This is a genomic window from Streptomyces vulcanius, assembly GCF_042653945.1.
Taxonomy (GTDB): domain Bacteria; phylum Actinomycetota; class Actinomycetes; order Streptomycetales; family Streptomycetaceae; genus Streptomyces; species Streptomyces mangrovi.
Window position 1 is genome coordinate 26,144 of sequence record NZ_JBHSFK010000038.1, and the last position, 25,059, is coordinate 51,202.

Sequence of the window (25,059 nt, forward strand, 5' to 3'; positions counted from 1 at the left end):
GCCTACACGTCGAGTTGGTCGGCGACCGCCCGCAGCAGGCCGGCAATCTTCTTGCCCGAGGTCTTCTCGGGGTAACGGCCCTTCTCCAGCATCGGCGTGATGTTTTCGAGGAGGGTCGTCAGGTCCTGGACGATGGAGGCCAGTTCGTCGGGCTTCTTGCGCTGGGCCGCCGCGACCGACGGGGTGGGGTCGAGGATGACGACGGAGAGTGCCTGGTCGCCGCGCTGTCCGGCGACGACGCCGAACTCCACTCGCTGGCCCGGCTTCAGTGTCTCGACTCCGGCGGGGAGGACCGAGGAATGGACGAAGACGTCACCGCCGTCGTCGCGGGAGAGAAAGCCGAAGCCCTTCTCGCTGTTGAACCACTTGACCTTGCCGGTAGGCACGTCTGTCCTCGTCCTCGTACTCGTCGGAAAACTGCTTCTGACTACTTCAAACCGCTACTAACCGCTTCTGAAAACAGCTCTGGAACGGCCCTTGATAGCACTTGGGCGGGTCGACCATGACCCGCCGGTACCAAGGCTAATGGTCTTCGGGCTGCTGACAAGACGTCACCCGGTTGTTCCTTCGCGCTGGGAACTACCCTGGTCCGGTGCGTGACAAAACCCAAACGAATTCCGCCGCTCCCGGTGACCGACTGATCCTTGCCGGTGCCATCGTGTTCTTCGTCGGCGCCGTGGCCACTCTCGTCACGGTCGCCCCGCTGCTCCTCGGTACGAGGCCATTTCCCGCGTACATGTTCGGATTGAGCATGCTCATGGGCGTCGGCTTCCTCGTCGCGGGCGCGGGTGTGCTGCGCTCGGCCGCGGCGGGACGGCGTCAGGCGCGCGGCACGGCCAGGTAGCCGGCCAGCCAGCCGGGGAATGCGGTGAGGTCGTCGAGCACGACATCCGCACCGGCCGTGCGCAGTTCCTCCGCATCGCACGGCCCGGTCGGCACGGTCACCGACAGCGCCTCGGCGGTGCGGGCACCGCGTACGTCACCCACGTGGTCGCCGACGTAGACGCTCGCGCCGTGCTCGCGCAGCGCCAGCGCCTTCTGCTCGGCCCACAGGTTGCCGACGACCTCGTCCGCCTCGATGCCGAGGTGCTCCAGGTGCAGCTTGGCGTTCGGCTCCCACTTCGCGGTGACGACGATCGCCCGCCCGCCGGCCGCGCGTACCGCGGCGACGGCGTCGTGCGCGCCGGGCATCGCGAGCGTGCCGGTGACGGCGTACGCCGGGTAGATCTCGCGGTACAGATCGGCCATGGCCGAAATCTCCTCCGCCGGGAACCAGTTCGCCATCTCCTCGTACAGCGGCGGCCCGAGCCGGGTGACCACGAGATCGGCGTCCACGTACGTCCCCGTCCGCGCGGACAGCTCCACCCAGCAGGCACGGATGCCGGGCCGGGAGTCGATGAGGGTCATGTCGAGATCGAAGCCGACGGTGAGCGGGGCTGGAGTGGCGGTCATACGCTCATTCTCCCCAATTCCGGGACTACTTCTGCCGTTGCGATCGCCACACCAGGAACAGCGCCGACGCCACGGCCGCGCCCCGCAGCACCCACGGCCAGGTGTCGGCGAGGGCGTCGTTCATGTGTCCCTCGGCTATGGGGTCGCCCCAGCGGCCCTCGGAACGGCCCCACAGCCACACCAGTCCGGCGGCGGCCGCGGAGCCCGGCAGCCAGAAGACCACGGTCTTCGTCTCCCGCTCGCTGAGGCGCCGCGAGGCGTACGCGACGACCCAGCCGACGACGAGGGCGAGCAGGTTGCCGAGGACCGCGCCGGCGAGGAGGGCGGCGGCGGCCAGCAGGAGGAGGGGGTTGCTCCAGCTTCTGCCGCCACCGCTTTCGCCTCCGCCTCCGGTTTTGGCGGCGCGGAGGAAGGGGATGCGCCGGCGGCGCGGGGCGGCTTGGGCTTCGGCCTCGGGGACGGCCTCCTCGGGCTCGGGCTCGTCCTCCTTCTCCGGCTCCTCCGGCGGCTTCGGCCCGGGCTTGCGCAGCATGTCCGGGATCTCGATCCCGCCGGTGAAGCCGGGCACGTCCGTCCCCGGCCCGAACGGCTCCGGCTCGCGCCGCCACCAGTCGGGGAGCTCCTGTTCGACGCCGGGTCCTTCGCCGGCGGGGGCCGGATCGGCCGGGGGCGGCGAGCTCGGGCGGGGCCGGGGGACGACCTTCCGGAAGCCCTTCTTCGGCTGCGGGCCCGGCGGCGGCTGCGCCGGTTGTTCGTCGGCTCGCTGTACGGGCACGGAGGGCGTCGGCGTCGGCGGCACACCGGTACCGGAGTCGGCCGCGGCGGCGACGACGTCGTCGGGGCTGCCCAGCCGGTCGATGATCCGGCGGACGGCGGCGGGCGAGTCGACGGGTGCCTTCGCCCGGCGCCGGTCGATCTCGTTGCGCAGCTCGGAGACGAGCCGCATCCGGGTGCCGGACGACAACTGCTGTTGCTGCGCGATGTCGCCGACACGGCTCAGATACTCGTAGACGACCTGGTCGCTCTCGATCCCCACGGAACCACACGCTATCGCGCGACCGGAGCCGGGAGTCCGGGGACCGGCAGCTCCCGAGGACGGCACCCCCGGGGACGGCACCCGCTAACGTGGGCAAGATGAGCACCGAGGACCACCCGGCCCCCCGGTCCCTCGCGGAAGCGCTCCGCGGCAGGGACGACGCCTCCCTGGCCGCCCTCCTGCGCAGCCGCCCCGACCTCATCACCCCGGTCCCCACCGACCTCACCCAGCTCGCCACCCGCGCCGGCACCCGTGCCTCCGTGGTGCGCGCGCTGGAGCGGCTCGACCGGTTCGCGCTCCAGACGGCGGAGGCGCTCGCGGTGTCCGCCGACCCGGCGGCGTACGACGAGCTGCTCGGCCTGATGGCGGGCGACGCGCACGACCCGGAGGTGACGGGCGCGCTCCCCGCGGCCCTGGCGGCCCTGCGCGAGCAGGCGCTCGTCTGGGGCGCGGACGACCGGCTGCGGCTCGTCCGCACCGCGCGCGAGCTGCTCGCGCCGTCGCCGCAGCACCCGTCCCCGACCGGGCTCGGCCCGAGTGTGCGGGAGTCGACGGCGGGGATGTCGCCGGGCCGGATCCAGGAGATCGTGGCGACCGCGGGGCTGCCGTCCACGCATGACTCCGTGTCCGCCGTGGACGCGCTGACCGCCCTCTTCACGCACCGCAGGCGGATGCGGAAGCTGCTCTCCGAGGCCCCGGCGGAGTCCCTCGAGGTACTGGAGCGGCTGGTGTGGGGGCCGCCGTACGGCCAGGTCACCCATGATCCGGCGCCCCGGCTGCGGTGGCTCATCGACCGGGGACTGCTGCTGCCGACGGCGCCCGGGACGGTCGTGCTGCCCCGGGAGGTCGCCCTGCATCTGCGCGAGGGCCGCGCGCACCGTGCGCCCGAGCCGCTGCCGCCCGTCGTGGAGCCGGCCGCCACCCACCGTCCACAGGTTGTGGACGGCACGGCGGCCGGCCAGGCGTACACCGCGCTGGCGACCGTCGAGGAGCTGCTGAAGGACTGGGACGAGGGCGGCCCGGCGGTGCTGCGGGCGGGCGGGCTCAGCGTCCGGGACCTGAAGCGGACGGCGGTCGCCCTGGACCTGCCGGAGCCGGTGGCGGCGTTCTGGGTGGAGCTGGCCTACGCGGCGGGGCTGATCGCCTCCGACGGCGAGGCCGACGAGCGGTACGCGGCGACCCCGGCGTACGACGACTGGCGGGAGCGTCCGTCGGCCGAGCGGTGGGCGCGGCTCGCGGAGGTGTGGCTGACGGCGACCCGGACCTCGGGGCTGGTCGGCGGGCGGGACGTGAAGGAGCGGGCGCTGTCGGCGCTCGGCCCCGGTCTCGACCGCTCGGCGGCGCCCGAGGTACGGCACCGGGTGCTGGGCCTGCTGGCGGCCCTGCCGGAGGGCACGGCCCCGGCGGCGGACTCGGTGCTGGCCCGGCTGCGCTGGGAACGCCCGCTGCGCGGCCCCCACGGCCCTCAAGACACCGACGACCTGCGCTCACGGCTGGCCCGCTGGACCCTGACCGAGGCCGAGCTGCTGGGCGTGACGGGGCGCGGGGCGCTGTCGGCACAGGGCCGGGCGCTGCTGGGGGCTCCGCCCGGAGGAACACCGGCGAGGGAGCCGAAGAGACCGGCACTGGCCGGCGGGCCGACGGCCTCGGAAGGCCCTGGTGACAAACTCCCCGTCCACCACAGCGACCACCGGGCGTCGGCCGCCGTCCTGGACCCCCTCTCCCCCGCCGAGCAGGCGGTGGCCACCGTTGCCGCCGCCCGGATCCTCACACCCCTGCTCCCCGAGCCCCTCGACCACGTCCTGCTCCAGGCGGACCTGACCGCGGTCGCCCCCGGCCCGCTGAAGCGCCCGCTCGCCGAGCTGCTGGGGGTACTCGCCGACGTGGAGTCCAAGGGCGGCGCGACCGTCTACCGCTTCACACCCGCCTCCGTACGGCGCGCCCTGGACGCCGGCCGCAGCGCCTCCGACCTGCACGCCTTCCTCGCCGAGCACTCCCGTACGCCGGTGCCGCAGCCGCTCACCTACCTGATCGACGACGTGGCGCGCCGGCACGGCCATCTGCGGGTGGGCGCGGCCTCGGCGTACGTCCGCTGCGACGACGACACGATCCTGAACGAGATCCTCGCCGACAAACGCTCCGCCGGCCTGCGGCTGCGCCGGCTCGCCCCGACCGTGCTGGCGGCCCAGGCCGACCCGGCGGCCCTGCTCGAAGGACTGCGCGCGATGGGCTACGCACCGGCCGCCGAGTCCGCCGAGGGCGATGTCCTGATCACCCGCGCCCACGCCCACCGCAGCCCGCCCCGCACGCCCCCCGCACCGGTGCCGGACGGCCCGCCGGTCCCGGACACCACGCTCCTGTCGGCCGCGATCCGCGCCATCCGCGCCGGCGACCTCGCCTCCACGACCCCCCGCAAACCCAGCGAGACCTCGCCGCTCACCCCCGGCGCGCTCCCCCGCACCGCCTCCGCCGAGACCCTCGCCACCGTGCAGGCCGCCGTCCTCACCGGCGAGGCCCTGTGGATCGGCTACGTCAACGCCGAGGGCACGGCCAGCCAGCGCGTCATCGCCCCGGTGCGGGTCGAGGGCGGCTTCGTGACGGCGTACGACCACACGGCGGACGAGGTCCGCACCTACCCGCTGCACCGCATCACGGGGGTGGCGGAGCTGGCGGAGGACTAGAGGACTAGCAGTCGCCCACCGGTGCGTCCGTCGGCAGGCCGAAGTGGTCGCGGGCCTTCGTGTCGAGGTCGGACTGATCCGTGTCGCCGTCGAGCCGGGAGCGGGCGAAGACGCCGAAGTGGTCGTTCTCCCAGGAGGCGTAGCCCGCGCCGTCCGGCGGCTCCTCCTGCGTGACGACGCGGTAGTCGCCGCTCTCCGTGTCCCGCTCGAGCCGCACCACCTGCGGGAAGTGCGCGCCGCCGCACATGACGAGGGCGCCCTCGCGCACCCCGTACTCCACGCACAGCGTGTCGACGCCGGCCCGAACCCGGTCTCCGCTCTCCGCCAGCTCCAGCGCGTCCGCCCGGCAGAACCACCGCGCCTTCAGCGCGGGCTCGCTCTCCCCGTACCCGTCCCCCTTGGCCTGCGCCACCAGCCGTGCCTCGACGGCGGGCCGTACCTTCGCCCACAGCCCGGAGTCCACCTCCGCGCCCGTCGACCCGCGCGCCCACGCCCCGGTCGCCACCAGCACCACCACGGCCCCGACACCGGGTCCCCAGACGCGTACCGAAGTCACGTGAGCTCCTCACCCAGCCGCGCGCGCTGCGCGGCTTCCGGGGGACAAGACATCCGAGACGGGCTCGGGGTTGCCTGCGGGATGCGGCACACTGGACGTTTGACCGTTCCTAGAGGCTGAGCGGGAGTGAGTCCTGTTGCCAGGTCTCGTGCTCGGCCGAACGCCCCGGACGGTGTTGGGCGTTCTGGTTGCCCGCTTTCGCTCCGCGTCCGGGCGGCACAGATCGTGTCCGTGGTCCGGGGATGCGGGGGCGGGTTCCCTCACGCTCGGGAACGCCTGGTCCGGCCTGGACGGTCCGATGCCCCACCGCATCACTCCGGTGCTGTGGGGGCGGTGTCGTCCGTCGCCGGATCGGGTGTCCCTGGGCGCGCCTTCCGATCGCCACGGCAGCAGCATCGTGGCGAGTGGTCTTGCGAACCGTGCTGGTCAGGGGCTTCCGCCAGTGCTGGGCGCCCCAGCGGCTGGTGTAGGCCGGGTCGACGGCGATGACCGCGATACCCGTCTGGTCCGCCATCGAGGCGAGCCGGGCGCGAAGCTTCCCGGTCGGCATGCCGGAAATGACCTGCCGGAAGCGTTTCCTGCGGCCGTGCTTCTCCCGGGTCTTCTCCGCACCGAAGTCCAGGTCCTCCACCGCGACCGCCTTCACACCGCACGTTCGGGTCCAGTGCAGCAGCCGGGTGAGGGCGTGGCGTACCTGGGCGTCACGGTGCTGGGCGGTGCCGGTCAGGTCGTAGAAGAAGCGGCGCGGGCTGCCGGTCGGATTGCCGTGGCTGTCGAGGCGCCAGGCAGCCAGGTGGTCGGCGTTCATGTCGACCCCGATCACGCCGTGGGTGAGCGCGGCCGCGATGGGGAGGGCGGGGGTGGGCGGGATCTGCCAGGAGGCGGTCAGGTACCAGCGGTCCCGGCCGGTGTCGTAGTGGATGCGGTAGGCAACCGCCCGGTTGGCTGCGACCCGGTCCGCCCACTCGCCGCCCCGGTGCGCGAACACGACCCTGCTCGCGAGGACGTAGCGGCCGTGCGGGGCGTTCGCCAGATACGCGAGCGGGGCCGGGAGCTTGAGGCTCACCACCCCGTCCGGGCTGATACGGATGGTCTCGTTGCCGTAGCGCTTGCCGGACTCGCCGTCGGCCTGGCAGAACCAGCGCTCCGCCTCCCACTGCCCACGCCACGCGGACTTCGTGAGCTGGGCGGCGTCCAGGTGGTGGCGGGCGCGAGCCAGCCGCTTCCCGCCCCGCACGACGTGCACCATGCCGGCCTCACGGTCGGCCCACGCGGCAGCCAGTCGGTCCTGAAGCACCCGCAGCCGCCGCGACTTCGCATGCCACTCCCGCCGCGACCGGTAGCCCCCGGGCGCTTTACGGGTCCCCTTCCGCCCCACCGGTTGGGACAGCCGGTCCTCGATGGTGCGGATGCCGGCTTCCAGGTGCTGGATGTGCGCCGACTGGCCACGGCGGGCCAGCGCCCACTGATCGTGCGTGGCCCTGGTGATACTGCCCGCCCACCGCGACGACGACAGCGGCGTCAGCTCCCGCTTGCGCACCGCCCACGCCTCACCGGAATGCTCCAGGCCGTCCCGGCACCGGGCCTTGAGGTCCTTCGAGGCCAGCGACCCCAGATGCGCGCCCACCAGACGCAGCACCTTCTCCTCGCCCGGCGTCAGCTGCTTGAGACGGGTCCGCACGGCCACACCGGACGGACCGCACGCGACGAACGGCGCCGCGATGCTCCTCAGCTCACCCACCCCGTCACCCCCGCCCGGCCCCACCCCAAGATCCTGTCACCGTGGGAAACGAGCACCCCCCAGAAAGGTCACGCTTTCGACGCAAGAACGTCAGTTCCCCACCAAAAACCGACCCTACGGCCGAGGCACGCGACACGACACCGACCACCCATACTCCCGGCCTGACTGCGAGCCGGGAATCCGGCCATCGATCCAAGGCGACGGACAGCAGTGGGCCCCGGCACGCCTTCCAGGGGGCACCGCCAGTCTCAGAATGACCACGCGGTTGGCAGCGTTCGAGCCTTCAACCTTCTGATCCCTAGGATCGGGCGCTACCCCGTGAGGAGTGCCAGCGGCCTCTCGGTCTGATGGTCCAAGTCAGCGATCGCGTGGGGCTATGTGCCGTCGTTGCCGTCAGAGGTGCCGTCAAACTCAACAGGGCTTCGCCGCAAGGACTGGCGCCCACAACGGCGTGACCGGCCCGATTCTGGCGGGCCCCACCAGGACGCCGTGCAGGCCCGCGTGCCCGCAGGGCAAGGGGCAGAGAGGCTCCGAAACGGCGCGGGCGGCCTCCCTCCCTCGGTGCCACAGGTTTCGTAAGGCGCGCCTCGCCTCCCTCGTCATCTCACGTCGGGCTGCTGGCCCGTGAGTGAGCTCGAGTCAGCCGAGATAGGGCCGATCACGGTGCTCCAGGAAGTGACGGATCCGGAGCCGCTGTGTGTGGTGCATCGGTAGTTGATCGATCTCTTCCGGCTGGACGAACCGAAGCTCTGTGGACTCGTCCGAGATCGCGAGTCGGCCGCCGACCATGCGGACGGTGAAGCAGACGTTGAACTGTCTGCGCACCTCGCCGTCCGAGTAGGCGATGACGTGGCGAGGGTCGGTGTACGTGCCCACAAGCCCAGTGATCTCTACGTCCAGACCCGTTTCCTCCTTCACCTCGCGCACAGCCGTTCCCGGGAGTGAGTCGGCCATCTCCATGCCACCACCGGGAAGCGCCCAGAGATCATTGTCCCGGCGGCGCTGAAGGAGCACGCGACCTTCGTCGTCGGTAACCACGGCGGACGCGGCGACCACCAAGCTGTTCGGCTCCGGTGCCGCCGGGTCGTCGTAGTACTCGGTCCGTGCCATGGTCACCCTTCTGTTACCGGCGTGGCGGTCTCCCACACCGCGTCGAAGCTGCTGGCGTAGGTGTCGAACATGCCGCCGTCTCCGCTGCGCCGAAGATGCCACACGGGAGCACCGTAGGCGTTCACGCCCCAGACGTGGGCATTGACCAACGCCTGGTCGTCCGCACGATAGATCGAGTTGTAGAGCGTGGTCGCGTGGGTCCGCACCTCGATGCCGGATACCCCGGCAAGTGGGCGATAGTGCATGAGGGCAAGTCGGCAGCGGGACTCGATCCCGTGGCCGAACTTCTCCTCCGTGCCGCGCTGTTGGACATTCAGGCTGTCCGGATCGCCGATCGCGACACGGACCGCGCACCCGTCGGCAGCTCGCTCTCGCAGCAGGTCGTTGAGCCGCGGGTACGCCTCGTGCAGGAAGACGGCGGCATACACCAACACGTCGATGTGCTCGTGCGCCTGGGCGAGCATGTCCACGAAGGTGGAGACGGGGATGTCCGCCCGCTGGTCGTAGAGAGCTACAAGTTCCGGACTGACAGCGCGGGCAGGGCGTGCCTGCCGTAGCACGGGCCATAGAGCGTGCACGTCTTCTCCTAGCGTTTCCGCTGCCACCATGGCCGTAGCACGGCGCGGTGTACGCCCCAAATTGACCCATCGTTCGACGGACTTTTGATCGACTTCGACCTTGTCCGCGAAGGCGGCGTACGTCCAGCCGCCGGCCGCCATGGCAGCACGTAGCCTCTCGTTCGGCATCCCAATCTCTCCCAACATTCGGGGACGGCACTAGGGACGTTCTACCCGACGCGGGACGTCCCGAAGTGGGGTTTGTCGGAGGTTCCGACGTCCTGATGAGCGGCAGGATGCTCGTGCGTATGGCGAGCAATCAGCAGACCAGACCAGGCATCGGTGAACTGGCGAAGGACATGGCCAATGGGCGTATCGGCGTCGTCATGGGCGAGGTCGGCGCCCGGGTGCAGATAAGGCCCATCAGTGGCGGCGTCGAGTGGGACGCCCGGCCGCACAACGTGGTGGCGCCGACAGCTCGTGAGGAACTGAGCGTCCACCTGGCCATCAAGAACGCCAACAGCAGGGATGGTCTGTGATGCGCGCCCTCGGCCGGTACAAAGGCTGTTCATCGTCGTGATCAGCGGGTCGCCTGGCCTCGTGATCGGCATGGCCCTCGGTATCAGTCAGTAGACCGGCCGCCCCGAACGGGGTGCCAAAGCCTGGGCCTCCCCGTCCCCGTTCGGGGCCGGCCTTCCGCAACGCCTCCTGTGTCGGACGGACGAGGTCCAAGCCATTCCCTGACTGGGGGCAGTGGCCCGTCCGTTGAATTCCCGCTCTTGGCGGTCAGACCGCGCATGCTCCGCCCGGAGCGGGGCGCAATACGCAACACCTCGAATCGGAAACGACGAACGAGAGGGAAGCACATGACTGTCGTCGCAGAGGCGCCGATCACCGTGGAGACGGGCACGCCCGGTCTTGTGTGGCTGGACCTCACCCGGAAGTGTCAGCTCGCCTGTGGCCACTGCCACAACGAGTCCGGCCCGGACGGAACGCACGGCTCGATGACCACCGCGGATTGGACGCGCGTACTCGACGAAGCCGGCGAGGCCGGCGTCCCCCTAGTGCAGTTCACCGGGGGTGAGGTAACCATGCACCCCGACGCGCCAACCCTGATCGCGCACGCGCTGGAGCTCGGCCTAGCGGTCGAGGTGTACAGCAACATGGTCCACCTGAACGAGAACTGGTGGAGCCTGCTCCGGCGGGAGCACGTCAGCCTGGCCACGTCGTACTACGGCCAGGAGGACGCGCACAACGCGTTTACCGGGCGGAACAGTCACGCCCGCACCCGAGCGAACATCGTGAAAGCGGTGACGGAAAACATCCCGCTCCGAGTGTCCGTGATCGTCTCCGATCCGTCCGACACCGGAGAGGAGATCAAGCGGGAGCTCGCGGCCCTGGGCGTGCGAAACGTTCGCGTCGATCACGTCCGGCCCTTCGGGCGCGGGGCGAACGGACAGGAGCCCTGCACGGACGGACTCTGCGGGCGATGCGGGGACGGGCGCGCGTCGATCGGTCCGAACGGCTCGGTGTCCCCGTGCGTGTTCTCCACGTGGCTGAGCGTGGGAAACGTCCAGGACGCGCCCCTGGGCGCTATCCTCAGCGGCCCCGAGATCGCACAGGCCAACGCGACGATTCGAGCGGGGCGCAACGTCGGCGGCTCCCGCAACTGCGGCCCGGACAGCCCCTGCGGCCCGGACAACGACGACGCTCGCTCCTGTACCCCCGATACCGACGACGAATGCTCTCCGGGGACACCCGGAAGTGAGTGCACCCCGAGGAACTGAACGGACCACGGAAACATGGACACCGATCTTCCCGAATCCGCGATCCTCCCCTTGATCGAGGAGCACACGGGCTCCGTGGCCGCGATCCGCCGGACCGAGCGCGGCTACAGCTCTGATCTGACGGCCGTGGTCGACTGCGCCAAGGGCCCCTTCTTCGTCAAGGCGATGCGCAACCGGTCGGGCGGTCGGCGGGAGTCCCTCATCAGGGAGAGGCGGATCAACGCCTACCTCGGGCATATCTCACCGCCTCTGCTGTGGGATGTGGATGGCGAAGACTGGTTGGTTCTGGGCTTCGAAGTGGTCGACGGCCGGTCGTCCGACTTCGCGCCGGACTCGCCTGACCTTGCCCTGGTGGTCGACGCGATCGGCGAGATCGGTCGGCTGCCCCTCCCCCAGATCGCCCAGGACTGGACCGAGACGCGATGGGACCGGTTCGCCTCGGCCAGCTCGGAGGCCGAGCTGTTCCGGGGTGACTCGCTTCTCTACACGGACATCAATCCGAGCAACTTCATCGTGGTGAAGCGGCGAGTGTGGGCCGTGGATTGGGCGTGGCCGACCCGGGGCGCGGGGTTCATCGATCCTGCCCTCCTGGTGCTCCAGCTCGTTGCGGCCGAGCACACCCCGGGCAGTGCCGAGAAGTGGGCAGAGCGGTTGCCCGCATGGCGTGAAGCGGCCCCGCAGGCGGTCGATGCCTTCGCTGCCGCCAACCTGCGGATGTACCGGGCCGCTGTCGACCGGAAGCCCGACTTGGACTGGTTGAAGGCCATGGTCGACGCATGCCAGGCGTGGGCCGAACACAGAGGGGTCACCGCGGAGTAGCGCACAAGACCGGACCACCCTCAGCCTGGACAGCATTCCGGGTGGTCCAGTCACGAAAGCCCTGATCAGAACCCCGGTGCCGATGGTACCGGGGCAGTTGGCATGCCTTGATTCGGGTGCTGCTGCAACCCATCTCCTACGTTGGCGAGTCAGAAAGGGCCCTGTCTGCCCACCTTTTCCACATGTGGTGCGTGCACTGCGCGGAACAGCTGGCTGAAGTCCTCGCTCCAGGGCCAGTGTCGGGCAGGTGGAAGGTGAGGCAGCGGGCGAGGCAGGCGGGCACGTTGATGATCTGTATAAACGAACTCTTGGCGAGAACCTGCCACGTTCCTCCTGATCGTCTTGGCCTCGTCCTCGTTGACCGGGAGAATCCTGCCCGCCCTGTTCGGGTTGGGGACGACCATGTACCCGTACGGAACCCGGCCGCCGGTGTAGCGGCCCTCACGGCGCAGGTGCTCGTGCGCGCTGGACACCCGCATACTGTTGGTGTCGGACTCCAGCTCGCCAAAGACGGCGATCACCTTCGCCATGGCCCGGCCCATGGCGGACGTAAGGTCGAGGGGCTCCGTCGCCGACGCGAGCGCGACGGGTCTGGTGCCCGGCGAGTCGCATGATCTCCGCGAAGTCGACCCGTCGAGCGTGCGAGCCGGTCGATCTTGAAGAACACGATCACGTACGTCCAGCTCGGCGAGCCTGGTCAGGATGCATTGCAGGCCGTTTCACGCGATAGGCGACCATAGATAGCGGCGCGCATCCCCGGCGCGTCGGCCGGTACGCCCCTCCGGCGGCGGGCACGGGGCATGGCCCGAGCCGTGGCAGGTGTGGTGTCTGTCACTGTGACAATCCCTATACGCGGAGGTATGCGTGTCCTGCCTAATCGTCCAGTCCGACAAGACCCTGCTCCTCGAAGTGGACCACGAGCTGGCCGGCGAGTGCCGTCGGGTCATCGCGCCGTTCGCCGAACTGGAGCGGGCGCCCGAGCACATCCACACCTACCGGGTGACGCCGCTGGGGCTGTGGAACGCGCGGGCGGCGGGCCATGACGCCGAGCAGGTCGTGGACGCGCTCGTGAAGTACAGCCGCTACCCGGTGCCGCACGCGCTGCTGGTCGACATCGCGGAGACGATGGACCGCTACGGGCGGCTGACGCTCAGCAAGCACCCCACCCACGGGCTCGTCCTGACCACCACCGACCGGCCGGTTCTCGAGGAGATCCTGCGCAGCAAGCGGATCGCGCCGCTGGTGGGCGCCCGGATCGACCCGGACACGGTCCTCGTGCACCCTTCCGAGCGCGGGCAGATCAAGCAGACGCTGCTGAAGCTGGGCTGGCCGGCCGAGGATCTCGCGGGGTATGTCGACGGCGAGGCGCATCCGATCGAGCTCGCCGAGGACGGCTGGGCGCTGCGGCCGTACCAGAAGCAGGCGGTGGAGAACTTCTGGCACGGCGGGAGCGGGGTGGTCGTCCTCCCGTGCGGGGCCGGGAAGACGCTGGTCGGGGCCGGTTCCATGGCCCAGGCCAAGTCGACGACGCTCATCCTCGTGACGAACACGGTCTCGGCGCGGCAGTGGAAGCACGAGCTGGTGAAGCGGACCTCGCTGACCGAGGAGGAGATCGGTGAGTACAGCGGGACGAGGAAGGAGATCCGGCCGGTCACGATCGCGACGTACCAGGTCCTGACGACGAAGCGGAAGGGTGTCTACCCGCACCTGGAGCTGTTCGACTCCCGGGACTGGGGTCTGATCGTCTACGACGAGGTGCATCTGCTGCCCGCGCCAGTGTTCAAGTTCACGGCCGATCTGCAGGCGCGGCGGCGGCTCGGGCTGACGGCGACGCTCGTGCGGGAGGACGGGCGGGAGTCGGACGTGTTCTCGCTCATCGGGCCCAAGCGGTTCGACGCGCCGTGGAAGGAGATCGAGGCGCAGGGGTACATCGCGCCGGCGGACTGTGTGGAGGTACGGGTCAACCTGACCGACTCCGAGCGGCTCGCGTACGCGACCGCCGAGGCGGAGGAGAAGTACCGCTTCTGTGCGACGACCGCGACGAAGCGGAAGGTCACGGAGGCGATCGTGCGCCGCTTCGCGGGCCAGCAGATCCTGGTCATCGGCCAGTACATCGACCAGCTCGACGAACTGGGTGAGCATCTGAACGCGCCCGTGATCAAGGGCGAGACCTCGAACACCCAGCGCGAGAAACTCTTCGACGCCTTCCGGGAGGGCGAGATCAGCGTCCTGGTCGTGTCGAAGGTCGCCAACTTCTCCATCGATCTTCCGGAGGCGACGGTCGCCATCCAGGTCTCCGGCACCTTCGGCTCCCGGCAGGAGGAGGCCCAGCGGCTCGGCCGGGTGCTGCGGCCCAAGTCCGACGGCCATCAGGCGCACTTCTACTCGGTCGTCGCCCGGGACACCATCGACCAGGACTTCGCCGCCCACCGCCAGCGCTTCCTTGCTGAACAGGGGTACGCGTACCGGATCATGGACGCGGACGAACTCCTCGCGGAGAGCTGACCGGTCACTTACGGCGGACGCCGGCTTCCTCGCCGTACTCGCCGAGTATGACGACGTCGAAGGCGGCGCCCGCGAAGACCCGGATCGCGCGCAGGGCGTCGCCGAAGGGGTGGCGGTGGACGTCGGACAGGGGGGTCGCGCCGGACGGGCGACCGGGGGCCGGGGTGAAGGTCGCTGCACTCATGTCTCCATGGTGCGTCCACGGGCGTAAAGGGGGCATCGGTCCCAGGTCCCGACCTTGTGTACTACTTGAGTACACCCGGCGGGTGGAGCCTCCCCTAGGGGGCGGAAAACGGTTCGCGGTCTCTTCCCCCGCTCACATACAATCTCCGCTCTTGCCCGCCTCCCCCTCGGAGTGCCGCCGTCCGGACGGAAACCGGACGGCATCGCCGTAGCCACCCTTCAGCAGGCAGCCCGGAGGCACCCCCTTGTCCACGCACGCCCACGACAACCCCCTTGATCGCGAACGCACCCATCTGCTGTCCTCCCGGGCCGCCCTGCGGGCCATGCGGGAGGACGTCGAGTCGCTCGACATCCGTGACGTCACCGCGAACTGGGTGAACGCCGAGGTGCTCGCCCGGCAGATCGACGAGCGCGTCAAGGCGCTGGCCGACCTCAGCGACACCCCGCTGTTCTTCGGCCGGCTCGACTACCTGCACGCCCCCGGCGCGGAGCGGGCGGAGGGCGCCGAGGGGGAGCAGTTCTACATCGGGCGGCGGCATGTGCACGACGGCGAGGGCGATCCGATGGTGATCGACTGGCGGGCGCCGGTGTCGCAGCCGTTCTACCGGGCGTCGAAGAAGGACCCGATGGACGTCGGGCTGCGGCGCCGCTTCGGTTACACCGGCGGCGACCTCACCGCGTACGAGGACGAGCACCTCTCCGACCCGGGGGAGAGCGCCCGCACCAGCAAGCTGCTCCAGCGGGAGATCGAGCGGCCCCGTGTGGGTCCGATGCGGGACATCGTCGCCACCATCCAGCCGGAGCAGGACGAGATCGTCCGCGGCGAGCTGGGCGCGACCGTGTGTGTGCAGGGCGGGCCGGGGACCGGGAAGACCGCCGTGGGTCTGCACCGGGTCGCCTATTTGCTGTACGCCCATCGCGAGCGGCTGGCGCGCACCGGCACGCTCGTCATCGGGCCGAACCGGTCGTTCCTGCACTACATCGAGCAAGTTCTCCCGGCCCTGGGCGAGTTGACTGTCCGACAGGCGACGGTCGACGACCTCGTGGGGCATGTGGAGGTGACGGGCGCGGACGACGCCGCCGCGGCGGTCGTCAAGGGCGACGCGAGGATGGCGGAGGTGGTGAGGAGGGCGGTCTACTCGCATGTCGTGCTGCCCACCGAGCCGGTGGTCGTCGTGCGCGGCTCCCGTCGCTGGCGCGTACCCGCGTACGAACTCGAGTCCATCGTCCGGGAGTTGCTCGACCGGGACATCCGCTACGGCGCCGCCCGGGACGCCCTGCCGCAGCGCATCTCGCACGCCGTGCTGGTGCAGATGGAGCGGGCGGGGGAGGCGCCGGACGACCGGGTGCAGGACTCGGTCGCACGCAACACCGCGGTGAAGGCGGCCGTGAAGGCGATCTGGCCGGCCGTCGACCCGGCGAAGCTGGTCCTGCGGCTGCTCACGGACGCGGAGTTCCTCGCCGTCCACGCGGAGGGCCTCCTCGACGAGGAGGAGCGCAAGACGATCCTGTGGGCGAAGCCGGTCAGAAGCGTGAAGTCGGCCAAGTGGTCCGCTGCGGACGCGGTGTTGATCGACGAGACACGGGACGTCGTGGAGCGCACGCACTCGCTCGGGCATGTCGTCCTCGACGAGGCGCAGGATCTCTCCCCGATGCAGTACCGCGCCGTCGGCCGCCGCTGCACGACCGGTTCCGCGACCGTCCTCGGCGATCTGGCGCAGGGCACCACGCCTTGGGCGACGCGGAGTTGGGGCGAGGCGCTGGCCCACCTGGGCAAGACGGACGGCGTGGTCGAGGAGCTGACGGCCGGTTTCCGCGTCCCGACGGACGTGATCACGTACGCCTCCCGTCTCCTTCCGCACATCGCCCCGGGCCTCACACCGGTCGCGTCGATCCGTGACAACCCGGGCTTCTTCGCCGTGCGCCCGGTCGCCGACGCCACCGAAGTGGTCGCCGCCTGTGCGGAGTTGCTGCGCCACGAGGGCTCGACGGGCCTGATCGCGGCCGACGCCCGCGTCCCGGAGCTGACCGAGGCGCTGACGGCGGCGGGCATCCCGTACCTGGCCCCCGGCGAGGAGACCACCGCCGAGACCCGCCTCACCCTGGTCCCGGCGTCGCTCGCCAAGGGCCTGGAGTACGACTACGTCGTCCTGGACGAGCCGCAGGCGGTGGTGGACGGCGAACCCGACGAACGCACCGGCCTGCGCCGCCTCTATGTCTCCCTGACCCGAGCGGTCTCCGGCCTGACCATCACCCACACCGCGCCGTTGCCGAAGCAGCTGGCGTAACCGCGGCGGCGGACGCAGCCACCGCTCGCCGGGTTGTCCGCGAAGTCCCCCGGAATTGTCCTTGATCGGTAACGGACGCATCCCGCAGCCTCTTTTGCTCGTCCTGCCATGTGGTCGGAAGACGACCAGGGTTCGGCGAGCAACTGCGGGAGAGTGGGGCGGACATGGCACGGCACAGCGGGCGGGGCTGGTACGGCAAGCTGGTCGGGGCGGCGCTCGGGGTGACGCTGCTGGCCGCCGGTGCCTCGGTGTGGACCGCGCAGGCCGGTGCCGTGGGCGGCTCGTCGCCCCGGGCGACCGCGTCGGCCACGCCAAGCGTCAAGCCGGTGGACGTGACCATCGTGCACGCCTCGGACAAGGGGGCGCGCGGCGTCAACATCACCATCGACGACGGCCCCGACCCCGTGTGGACCCCTCAGATGCTCGACGTGCTGCGGGAGTACGGGGTGAAGGCCACGTTCTGCATGGTGGGGACGCAGGCGCAGGCGCACCCGGACCTCGTGAAGAAGGTGGTCGCGGCCGGGCACCGGCTGTGCGACCACTCGGTGTCGCACGACACCACCATGGACACCAAGTCCCAGGCCTACCAGTCGCAGCAGATACTCGACGCCGAACGCATGATCACCGAGGCGTCCGGGGGCGTACGGCCGATGTACTACCGGGCGCCCGGCGGGGCCTTCACCCCCTACAGCCGCAAGCTGGCCGCCTCCCGGGGCATGCGCCCGCTGGGCTGGAACGTGGACACCAAGGACTTCGAGCGGCCGGGCGCGGACGCCATCGTCGCCACCGTCGAGCGGGAGCTGCCCAACGGGCCGACGCTCCTCTTCCACGACGCGGGCGGCGACCGCTCCCAGACCGTCGAGGCCCTGCGCCGGATCCTCCCCCGGCTCAAGGAGCAGGGCTACTCCTTCGGCTTCCCGGTGCGCTGACGAGCGCTCCCGCCGCGCGGCGGCCCGGGCGACCCGCCCCGCGGACGGGAACTCACCCCGCGTCGAGCGCCGCCCGCCACCGTGCCACCGCGTCCGTCGAGACCGGTGTGGTCCAGCCTTCCGGGCGGGCCGCGCCGCCGATGTGGAAGGCGTTCAGGCCGGCGGCGCGCAGTCGCGGGACGTGGTCGAGGCGCAGGCCGCCGCCCACCAGGAGCTGCTGCTCGTAGCCCGGTTCCCCGCTCCGCGCCGCCTCGGCGAGCAGCGTCGGCAGTCCCTCGTCGACGCCTGCCGCCGAGCCCGCCGTGAGGTAGGTGTCCAGGCCGGGCAGCCCGTCGAGCTGCTTGCGCAGCGCGTCCCGGTCCGCGGCCCGGTCGATCGCCCGGTGGAAGGTCCAGGCGCAGCCGTCCAGCTCCCCCACCACCCGTTCCACGGCGCGCAGATCGACGCCGCCGCCGGTGTCGAGGAACCCGAGCACGAACTCCTCGGCCCCGGCGGCCCGCAGCTCCCGGGCGGCCCGCACCAGCCCGTCCAGGTCACCGGCCGCGAACCCGTCCGTCAGCCGCAGCATCACGCGCAGCGAGATGTCGACGGCGGCGCTGATCCCGGCGAAGGTCCGGGCCGACGGGGTGAGCCCGTCGGCCGCCATGTCGGTGACCAGCTCGAGGCGGTCCGCGCCTCCGGCCTGGGCGGCGACCGCGTCCTCGACGTCGAGGGCGATCACCTCCAGGACTGCACGCTTGCTCATGGGACCCCATTCATCTTCGTCTGAGTCTCGGCGGCTCGGGCCCGAAGGCCCTACAGGTCTAGGGCCCGAGGGCCCGACAGGTCTAGTCCAATTTAAGACTACGCCCTGCCCCGCCGCCCCCGCCGTCGGACGCCCCGCATACAGCCGTACGAGCGTGAGGGCGTCGCCGATGTAACGCGCGGGCGTTCGTGCCGCGCCCGGCTCGCCGAGCGCCTCGCGCACATCACCGGCGTGCGCCCTCCCCCACTGCCTCAAAGGCGTGGGGGGACCCCCACCCCCAGCGCGATCCCGTCCAGCGCCCCGCCCGCCCCGGCGATCACCGGCCCGGCCGGCGTCATCCCGCGCTCCAGCTCGTCGACGACCTGCGCGTTCGTCCAGTCGGCGCGCTCGGCGACGTCCCGGTCGTTCGGGGCCGGGCCGGCGTGACGGGAGGGAGCGCGAGGGAGAATGTACGCATGGCCGATCCCGACGCCCTGCGCACCCGATTCACCCGCACCCTGGAAGCGGCCCGGGGCGGCCCGGACAGTGCCGGCCCCGACCCCGCCCCCTACGTCGACAACCTCCTCGCCCGCTGGCAGGAGCCCCAGCGGCGGTACCACACGCTGGTCCACCTCACCGCGGTCCTCGACCACGTCGACGTACTGGAGGAGCACGCGGACGACCCCGCCGCCGTACGCCTCGCCGCCTGGTTCCACGACGCCGTGTACAACCCCGACCGCTCCGAGAACGAGGAGCGCTCCGCCCGGCTCGCCGAGCGCGCGCTGTCCGAGGCCGGCGTGCCGGACGCGCGGACCGCCGAGGTGGCCCGGCTGGTCCGGCTCACCGTCACCCACGCCCCCGCCGACGACGACCGCGACGGCCAGGTCCTGTGCGACGCCGACCTCGCGATCCTCGCCGCGCCGCCGTCCGCGTACGCCGCCTACACCGCCGCCGTCCGCGAGGAGTACCACTTCGTCCCGAACGACGCCTTCCGCGCCGGCCGCGCCGCGATCCTGCGGCAACTCCTCGACCTGCCACGGCTGTTCAGGACGCCGTACGGCAAGGAGGAGTGGGAGGCGACCGCCCGCTACAACCTGCGCGGCGAGCTCGCCCTGCTCATGGACTGACGCTGCCCTTGCGCCGCCGCAGTCCCGCGCCGTGCAGCAGCCGCACCACCTCGCGGCTGCTCACCTCGACCGCCCCGGCGGCGACCACGTCGGCATAGCGATGCGACGGGACGTCGTAGTGATCCCGCTCGAACGCGCGCGCGGGCACACCCAGCCCCTCGGCGAACGCGTGCAGTTCGTCGTACGACACATCGCTGACCAGGTGGGACCACATCCGGCCGTGGCCCGGCCAGTTCGGCGGATCGATATAGACCGTCACGACGGGGAGCCGCCTCCGGTCACCGGGCCCAGCGCGCCCACCGCCGCGACCCGCACCCCCGCCTTGTGGCACACCCACTGCGGATCCGGGCCCAGTTCCGGCTCGACGTCGAGCGCGTGCGGGTCGCCCGAACCGCAGACCGGGCACAGCGGCCAGCGCCCGTACCGCTCCAGCAGGGCGTCCTGCACATCCTGCGCCACCAGCCCGGCCACGAACTCCGCGCCCTCCGGCCACTGCTCCACCCACCAGCGCCGCTGCACGACGGAGTCCTCGACCAGGGACACCACGTCCGCGACGGCCACCTCCCCCGCGGCGAGATCGGCGAGGACGAGGGCGCGGGCGGCGTGCAGAGCCTGCTCCAGGGGGCTGACGGGGTCACTGACGGGATCCATGCACCCATTGTGCGCACCCTTGACCGCACTCCAGGCCGAAAATACCTTTCACCTGTGCCCCGGAAAGCGAAGGAAAGTTTCACCAGGCCGACACCCGCCGCCCTCGCTTCGAAGATCCGTACCCTCACACCGACGATGACCCGCTCCATGCAGCGCGTCGCCGAAGCGGTCGCCGGCGACCCCGCGGGCTGCGCCGCCCTCACCGTCACCGGCCTCGCCGAACGCACCGGCACCAGCGAGGCGACCGTCGTGCGCACCGCCCGCGTCCTCGGCTACCCCGGCTACCGCGACCTCCGCCTCGCCCTGGCCGGCCTCGCCGCCCAGCAGCGCTCCGGCCGGGCACCCGCCCTCACCACGGACATCGCCGTCGACGACTCCCTCCCGGACGTCGTCGCGAAACTCGCCTACGACGAGCAGCAGACCCTCGCCGACACCGCCGCCGCCCTCGACACCGTCCAGCTGGAGGCGGCGGTCACCGCGGCGGCCGGCGCCCGGCGCATCGACGTGTACGGCATCGGCGCCTCCGGCCTCGTCGCCCAGGACCTCACCCAGAAGCTGCTGCGGATCGGGCTCATCGCGCACGCCCACGTCGACACCCATCTCGCGGTGACCAACGCCGTGCAGCTCGCCGCCGGCGATCTCGCCGTGGCCATCACCCACTCCGGGTCCACGAGGGACGTCATCGAGCCGCTGCGGGTGGCGTTCGAACGCGGGGCCACGACCGTCGCGATCACCGGGCGGCCGGAAAGCGCGGTGACGCAGTACGCCGACCATGTGCTGACCACGTCCACCGCCCGGGAGAGCGAGCTGAGGCCGGCGGCGATGTCGTCCCGGACGGGACAGCTGCTGGTGGTGGACTGTCTGTTCGTGGGGGTCGCCCAGCGGACCTACGAACGGGCGGGTCCCGCGCTGGCCGCGTCGTACGAGGCGCTGGCCCATCGGCACAGGTAGACCAGTAACCAGTAGGTGTCTGCACTGGACCGCGTTGGAATTGGAAAGAGCCACCCATGACCTCCCGTGATCTCCTCTCCCAGCTCGAATCGCTGACCACCGAGGCCTTCAGACCCGACCTCGCCGACATCGACCGCCTCCCCACCCTCGACCTCGCCCGGCTCATGAACGGCGAGGACTCCGCCGTACCCTCCGCCGTCGCCGCGCAGCTCCCGCGGATCGCCGCCGCCATCGACGCCATCGCGGAACGGATGGCGCGCGGCGGGCGCCTGGTCTACGCGGGCGCCGGCACCGCCGGACGGCTCGGCGTGCTCGACGCCTCCGAGTGCCCGCCGACCTTCAACACCGCCCCCGGGCAGGTCGTCGGCGTCCTCGCGGGCGGGCCCGCCGCCATGGTCACGTCGGTCGAGGGCGCCGAGGACTCCCGGGAACTGGCCGTCGCCGACCTGGAGGCCCTCGCCCTCACCCCCGACGACACCGTGGTCGGCGTCTCCGCCTCCGGCCGCACGCCGTACGCGATCGGCGCGGTGGAGTACGCCCGTGCCCGGGGCGCGCTGACCGTCGGCCTCGCCTGCAACGCGGGCAGCGCGCTGGCGGCCGCCGCCGAGCACGGCATCGAGGTCGTCGTCGGCCCCGAACTGCTCACCGGCTCCACCCGGCTCAAGGCCGGCACCGCGCAGAAGCTGGTGCTCAACATGCTGTCGACGATCACGATGATCCGGCTGGGCAAGACCTACGGGAACCTGATGGTCGACGTCCGCGCCTCCAACGAGAAACTGCGCGCCCGTTCCCGGCGGATCGTCTCGCTGGCGACCGGGGCGGACGACCGGAAGGTCGAGTCGGCCCTCACGGCCACCGACGGCGAGGTGAAGAACGCCGTCCTGGTGCTGCTCGCCGGGGTGGACGGGGCAACCGCCGCCCGCCTTCTGGAGGAGTCCGGCGGTCATCTGCGTGCCGCGCTCGCCGCTGCGGGGCACTGAGCCGCACGCTCGACGGGTGCAGACCTCCTCCTCGGGCTCCCACCGTCTCGCCGCCGCGATCCTCCCCCTCGTCGGCGGCCCCGCCAACGTCACCTCCGTCGCCCACTGCATGACCCGGCTCCGGCTGGGCCTGGCCGACCCGTCCCGGGCCGACGAACAGGCACTGCGGGCGCTGCCCGGCGTGCTGGGGGTGGTGGTCGCCGACGGCACGTACCAGGTGGTGCTCGGCCCGGGGGTCGTGACGAGGGTGACGGCGGACTTCGAGAAGCTGATCACCTCACGGGAACCTGCCACTTCCGTGCGAACGGCCCTCCGCCGTGTCGCCGCCGTGTTCGTCCCCCTCATCCCCGCCCTGATCGGCTGCGGGGTCCTCGCCGGGCTCAACGGCCTGCTGCTGAACGCCGGCCTGCTGCCGGGCCTCACCCCCGCCCTCGCCGCCCTCGCCTCCGCGTTCATGTCGCTGATCGCCGTCTTCGTCGGCCACAACACGGCGAAGGAGTTCGGCGGCACGCCGGTCCTGGGCGGCGCGGTCGCGGCGATCGTCGTGTATCCGGGGGTCGCGAAGGTGACGGCGTTCGGCGTGGCCCTCGCCCCCGGCCAGGGCGGCGTCCTCGGCGCCCTCGCCGCCGCCCTGCTCGCGACCCGCGTCGAACGCTGGTGCCGGGGCCGGGTCCCGGACGCCCTGGACGTCCTCCTCACTCCCACCGTCACCGTCCTCGTCACCGGCCTGGCCACGCTCTACGGCATCATGTACGCGGCCGGAGCCGTCTCCACGGCGATCGGCGCGGCCGCGAACTGGCTGCTGACGACGACCGGCGCCTTCGCGGGCCTGGTCCTGGGCGGCCTCTTCCTCCCTCTGGTGATGCTCGGCCTCCACCAGGCCCTCATCCCCATCCACACCACCCTCATCGAACAGCAGGGCTACACGGTCCTGCTCCCGGTCCTGGCGATGGCGGGCGCGGGCCAGGTGGGCGCGGCGGTGGCGGTGTACATCCGGCTCCGCCACTCCGCCTCGATGCGTACGACGATCCGCTCGGCGCTCCCGGCCGGCCTCCTCGGCGTCGGCGAGCCCCTCGTCTACGGCGTCTCCCTCCCCCTCGGGCGTCCCTTCCTCACCGCCTGCGTGGGCGGCGCGGCCGGCGGAGCCTTCGTCGGCTTCTTCGCGATGCTCGGCGACCGGGTCGGCGCGACGGCCATCGGCCCGTCCGGCTGGGCCCTGTTCCCGCTGCTGGCCGGCAACAGGGGCCTGGGCACCACGGCCGCGATCTACGCCGGCGGGCTGCTGACGGGGTACGCGGTCGGCTTCGCGGCGACGTACGTCTTCGGCGTCACCGACCGCGTGACGGCTACCGCCGCTTCCGGTAGCCCGACACCTTCCCGATCCAGCTGACGAAGTCGGCCGGGTCCAGGTCCGCGCCGTGGCCCGCGTCCCAGTAGTAGGACGTGTTCACTTGGTCGCCGAGACCGGTGAGCCGGGTGGCGAGGTTGGCGACGACGGACAGGGAGGTGTCGCTGTCCTTGGTGCCGACGCGTATCCACCAGTGCCGGGCGCGATGCGGGTTGGCCCGGCCGCCGAGGTGATGCATCGGGTTCATCAGCGCGAGCTTGGCCGGGATGTCGGCGTCCAGCCGGGCGCTGCTCCCGGCCTCGTGACGGAGGCTGTACAGGGTGAAGTGACGGGCCCTGGTGGTGCCGGTGCCGTAGAGGTTGCACTCGGGCGTGGACAGGTCGAACGCGTCGAACGACGGGGCGTTCTTCTTGCGCGCGCCGACATGGGTGAGGAAGTCCGCCCAGGTGAAGCCGGCCCGCCCGCCCGACCAGGTGATGAAGGGGTTCGCGGCGAGATAGGCGGCGCGGGCGTCCTCCGTCAGCGCGGCCAGGTACGTCGTCGCGGACGGCTGGATGAAGGTCTCCAGGATGTACGTGTCCAGGTTGCGGGCGGTGAGGGTGCCGTAGCCCGGGGCCCGCAGCCGGAGGGCGGCGAGGTAGTCGGTGTACTGCGCCTTCAGGTCGGCGGAGATCGCCGCGTCCACCGTCGCGCCCGAGGGCAGTGGGCTGGCGCCCCAGTTCCACTCGTAGGCGGCGTCGGCGTGCTCCAGGTCCGTGATGGGGCACCAGTCGCCGCTGGCGAAGATCGCGTCACTCGCGTCGGCCGCGCCGATCTCCTCCAGGTAGGGCTCGTAGAGCGGGCTGTCGCCGGAGGCACCGAGGAGCGCGGAGAGCGCGCCGCCCGCGCTGACCCCGGAGGAGACGATCCGTGCCGTGTTCCCGGGCACCCGGCCCTGGTTGGCCTTGAGATAGCGCACCGCCGCCTTGAGGTCGACGATCGCGGCGGGCGCGGTGCCGTAGTACGTGCCGTTCGCGTCGACGAGGCTACGGCCGCGCGCCCCGGGCTCGACCACGACGTACCCGGCGGCGAGCGCCAGGCCCTGCCGGCTGGTGCCGCCGCCCATGCCGGTCGCGCCGATCCCGGTGGCGTTCGCCACGGACGACGGCAGGTAACCGCCGACCTGGTTGGCGAGGAGGACCGGCGCGTCGGAGGCGTCCACGGCCGTGCCGTCGATCGCCACCGGGACGCTGATGTTCAGGGACTGGTAGGTCGGGTCCACCGGGGCGGCCACATAGCTCGCGACCTTGTGGAAGCGGTAGGTCACGCTGTGGACGGTGCCGGTGGTGTCCTTGATGGCGATCGTCTGCTCGGTGTACGCGGACGGGTCGAAGACCAGGGAGGACGATCCGGTGGCGGCCCTGGCGACAGTGGCGGCCCCGACGGTGGGCACGGTGGCCGCCGCAGCGCTCAGCCCCAGCCCCTTGACCACAGTTCTGCGCTTCACTCGCGTCACTTCCGTCTCATCAGTAGGCGGCTCTTGCCGAAGCCCTTTGCTATCACCACCCCTCCCCGATCGTCATCAAAATCGTCAACAATCACAGCCGGCGGCGCCCAACTTGGCCGAGAGCCACCGCTCCGGCGCCCCGCCCTAC

Annotated in this window: 24 protein-coding genes and 2 pseudogenes; 12 read left to right on the forward strand and 14 right to left on the reverse strand. The window is 71.5% G+C overall.

Going from position 1 to position 25,059, the window contains the following annotated elements; translation table 11 throughout:
- Nucleotides 1–2: 2 nt before the first annotated feature.
- Nucleotides 3–386: a cold-shock protein gene (locus ACFPIH_RS41525; protein ID WP_381183080.1), complete on the reverse strand. Its 384-nt coding sequence runs from the start codon at nucleotides 384–386 to the stop codon at nucleotides 3–5.
- Nucleotides 387–592: 206 nt separating this feature from the next.
- On the opposite strand from ACFPIH_RS41525, the gene ACFPIH_RS41530 reads away from it, so the two are divergent.
- On the forward strand, nucleotides 593–844 hold the full coding sequence (locus tag ACFPIH_RS41530; RefSeq protein ID WP_381183082.1) for a hypothetical protein: 252 nt from the start codon (nucleotides 593–595) through the stop codon (nucleotides 842–844).
- Here ACFPIH_RS41530 and ACFPIH_RS41535 read toward each other — a convergent pair.
- Both ACFPIH_RS41535 and ACFPIH_RS41540 read right to left on the reverse strand, forming a co-directional pair.
- Nucleotides 820–1,452, reverse strand: a complete 633-nt coding sequence (locus ACFPIH_RS41535; protein WP_381183084.1) for an HAD family hydrolase — start codon at nucleotides 1,450–1,452, stop codon at nucleotides 820–822. The genes ACFPIH_RS41530 and ACFPIH_RS41535 overlap by 25 nt on opposite strands.
- A gap of 25 nt (nucleotides 1,453–1,477) precedes the next feature.
- A complete protein-coding gene (locus tag ACFPIH_RS41540) occupies nucleotides 1,478–2,488 on the reverse strand; it encodes a hypothetical protein (protein WP_381183086.1) in 1,011 nt (336 codons plus the stop codon).
- Between the two features lie 98 nt (nucleotides 2,489–2,586).
- Between ACFPIH_RS41540 and ACFPIH_RS41545 the strand changes: the two genes are divergently transcribed.
- Nucleotides 2,587–5,169, forward strand: a complete 2,583-nt coding sequence (locus ACFPIH_RS41545; RefSeq protein WP_381183088.1) for a helicase-associated domain-containing protein — start codon at nucleotides 2,587–2,589, stop codon at nucleotides 5,167–5,169.
- A gap of 4 nt (nucleotides 5,170–5,173) precedes the next feature.
- On the opposite strand, the gene ACFPIH_RS41550 is transcribed toward ACFPIH_RS41545, so the two are convergent.
- The 4 genes and pseudogenes from ACFPIH_RS41550 to ACFPIH_RS41565 form a co-directional block, all read right to left on the reverse strand.
- Nucleotides 5,174–5,725 carry a hypothetical protein gene (locus ACFPIH_RS41550; protein WP_381183090.1) on the reverse strand — a complete coding sequence of 184 codons (552 nt, stop codon included), beginning with the start codon at nucleotides 5,723–5,725 and terminating at the stop codon, nucleotides 5,174–5,176.
- Nucleotides 5,726–5,834: 109 nt separating this feature from the next.
- Nucleotides 5,835–7,466, reverse strand: a pseudogene (locus tag ACFPIH_RS41555) (nuclease/transposase family protein).
- 639 nt (nucleotides 7,467–8,105) lie between these two features.
- The gene (locus ACFPIH_RS41560; protein WP_381183092.1) at nucleotides 8,106–8,576 is read right to left on the reverse strand and encodes an NUDIX domain-containing protein; all 471 of its coding nucleotides are present in this window, start codon (nucleotides 8,574–8,576) and stop codon (nucleotides 8,106–8,108) included.
- Between the two features lie 2 nt (nucleotides 8,577–8,578).
- Nucleotides 8,579–9,322: an XRE family transcriptional regulator gene (locus tag ACFPIH_RS41565; RefSeq protein WP_381183094.1), complete on the reverse strand. Its 744-nt coding sequence runs from the start codon at nucleotides 9,320–9,322 to the stop codon at nucleotides 8,579–8,581.
- A gap of 119 nt (nucleotides 9,323–9,441) precedes the next feature.
- Here ACFPIH_RS41565 and ACFPIH_RS41570 point away from each other — a divergent pair, with 119 nt between their 5' ends.
- The 3 genes from ACFPIH_RS41570 to ACFPIH_RS41580 all read left to right on the forward strand — a co-directional run bounded on the left by ACFPIH_RS41570 (nucleotide 9,442) and on the right by ACFPIH_RS41580 (nucleotide 11,739).
- Nucleotides 9,442–9,672, forward strand: a complete 231-nt coding sequence (locus tag ACFPIH_RS41570) for a hypothetical protein (RefSeq protein WP_381183096.1) — start codon at nucleotides 9,442–9,444, stop codon at nucleotides 9,670–9,672.
- 357 nt (nucleotides 9,673–10,029) lie between these two features.
- Nucleotides 10,030–10,920: a radical SAM/SPASM domain-containing protein gene (locus ACFPIH_RS41575; protein WP_381183098.1), complete on the forward strand. Its 891-nt coding sequence runs from the start codon at nucleotides 10,030–10,032 to the stop codon at nucleotides 10,918–10,920.
- Nucleotides 10,921–10,935: 15 nt separating this feature from the next.
- The gene (locus tag ACFPIH_RS41580; protein WP_381183100.1) at nucleotides 10,936–11,739 is read left to right on the forward strand and encodes a phosphotransferase; all 804 of its coding nucleotides are present in this window, start codon (nucleotides 10,936–10,938) and stop codon (nucleotides 11,737–11,739) included.
- Between the two features lie 149 nt (nucleotides 11,740–11,888).
- Here ACFPIH_RS41580 and ACFPIH_RS41585 read toward each other — a convergent pair whose 3' ends face one another.
- On the reverse strand, nucleotides 11,889–12,452 hold the full coding sequence (locus ACFPIH_RS41585; protein ID WP_381183230.1) for a recombinase family protein: 564 nt from the start codon (nucleotides 12,450–12,452) through the stop codon (nucleotides 11,889–11,891).
- 151 nt (nucleotides 12,453–12,603) lie between these two features.
- Here ACFPIH_RS41585 and ACFPIH_RS41590 point away from each other — a divergent pair, with 151 nt between their 5' ends.
- Entirely contained in the window at nucleotides 12,604–14,244 is a 1,641-nt protein-coding gene (locus tag ACFPIH_RS41590; protein ID WP_381183102.1) for a DNA repair helicase XPB, read from the forward strand.
- Nucleotides 14,245–14,248: 4 nt separating this feature from the next.
- Here the strand turns inward: ACFPIH_RS41590 and ACFPIH_RS41595 are convergent, their stop codons facing one another.
- The gene (locus tag ACFPIH_RS41595; protein WP_381183104.1) at nucleotides 14,249–14,428 is read right to left on the reverse strand and encodes a hypothetical protein; all 180 of its coding nucleotides are present in this window, start codon (nucleotides 14,426–14,428) and stop codon (nucleotides 14,249–14,251) included.
- Between the two features lie 244 nt (nucleotides 14,429–14,672).
- On the opposite strand from ACFPIH_RS41595, the gene ACFPIH_RS41600 reads away from it, so the two are divergent.
- Nucleotides 14,673–16,715: a HelD family protein gene (locus tag ACFPIH_RS41600; protein ID WP_381183106.1), complete on the forward strand. Its 2,043-nt coding sequence runs from the start codon at nucleotides 14,673–14,675 to the stop codon at nucleotides 16,713–16,715.
- 164 nt (nucleotides 16,716–16,879) lie between these two features.
- A complete protein-coding gene (locus ACFPIH_RS41605; protein ID WP_381183108.1) occupies nucleotides 16,880–17,644 on the forward strand; it encodes a polysaccharide deacetylase family protein in 765 nt (254 codons plus the stop codon).
- 52 nt (nucleotides 17,645–17,696) lie between these two features.
- Here the strand turns inward: ACFPIH_RS41605 and ACFPIH_RS41610 are convergent, their stop codons facing one another.
- Entirely contained in the window at nucleotides 17,697–18,389 is a 693-nt protein-coding gene (locus ACFPIH_RS41610; RefSeq protein WP_381183232.1) for a copper homeostasis protein CutC, read from the reverse strand.
- Between the two features lie 111 nt (nucleotides 18,390–18,500).
- Nucleotides 18,501–18,805: pseudogene (locus tag ACFPIH_RS41615) on the reverse strand (hypothetical protein); the annotation flags it as partial.
- A gap of 39 nt (nucleotides 18,806–18,844) precedes the next feature.
- On the opposite strand from ACFPIH_RS41615, the gene ACFPIH_RS41620 reads away from it, so the two are divergent.
- Complete coding sequence (locus tag ACFPIH_RS41620; RefSeq protein ID WP_381183110.1) at nucleotides 18,845–19,495, forward strand: HD domain-containing protein; 651 nt, start codon at nucleotides 18,845–18,847, stop codon at nucleotides 19,493–19,495.
- On the opposite strand, the gene ACFPIH_RS41625 is transcribed toward ACFPIH_RS41620, so the two are convergent.
- Nucleotides 19,485–19,754: a DUF4031 domain-containing protein gene (locus tag ACFPIH_RS41625; protein WP_381183112.1), complete on the reverse strand. Its 270-nt coding sequence runs from the start codon at nucleotides 19,752–19,754 to the stop codon at nucleotides 19,485–19,487. The two genes, ACFPIH_RS41620 and ACFPIH_RS41625, sit on opposite strands and share 11 nt — an antisense overlap.
- The gene (locus ACFPIH_RS41630; protein WP_381183114.1) at nucleotides 19,751–20,146 is read right to left on the reverse strand and encodes a hypothetical protein; all 396 of its coding nucleotides are present in this window, start codon (nucleotides 20,144–20,146) and stop codon (nucleotides 19,751–19,753) included. Before ACFPIH_RS41630 ends, ACFPIH_RS41625 begins: the two co-directional genes overlap by 4 nt.
- Nucleotides 20,147–20,200: 54 nt before the next feature.
- Here ACFPIH_RS41630 and ACFPIH_RS41635 point away from each other — a divergent pair, with 54 nt between their 5' ends.
- Genes ACFPIH_RS41635 through ACFPIH_RS41645 form a run of 3 tightly spaced genes read left to right on the forward strand, consistent with a single transcriptional unit; the run spans nucleotide 20,201 to nucleotide 23,467 of the window.
- Nucleotides 20,201–21,097: a MurR/RpiR family transcriptional regulator gene (locus ACFPIH_RS41635; RefSeq protein WP_381183116.1), complete on the forward strand. Its 897-nt coding sequence runs from the start codon at nucleotides 20,201–20,203 to the stop codon at nucleotides 21,095–21,097.
- A 56-nt stretch (nucleotides 21,098–21,153) separates the two neighbouring features.
- Nucleotides 21,154–22,077, forward strand: coding sequence for an N-acetylmuramic acid 6-phosphate etherase (gene murQ / locus ACFPIH_RS41640; RefSeq protein WP_381183118.1), 924 nt, complete (start codon nucleotides 21,154–21,156; stop codon nucleotides 22,075–22,077).
- 16 nt (nucleotides 22,078–22,093) lie between these two features.
- Complete coding sequence (locus ACFPIH_RS41645; RefSeq protein ID WP_381183120.1) at nucleotides 22,094–23,467, forward strand: PTS transporter subunit EIIC; 1,374 nt, start codon at nucleotides 22,094–22,096, stop codon at nucleotides 23,465–23,467.
- Here ACFPIH_RS41645 and ACFPIH_RS41650 read toward each other — a convergent pair.
- Nucleotides 23,424–24,911 (reverse strand): subtype B tannase, encoded by a 1,488-nt coding sequence (locus tag ACFPIH_RS41650; protein WP_381183122.1) that lies wholly within the window; start codon nucleotides 24,909–24,911, stop codon nucleotides 23,424–23,426. The two genes, ACFPIH_RS41645 and ACFPIH_RS41650, sit on opposite strands and share 44 nt — an antisense overlap.
- Nucleotides 24,912–25,059: the final 148 nt, after the last annotated feature.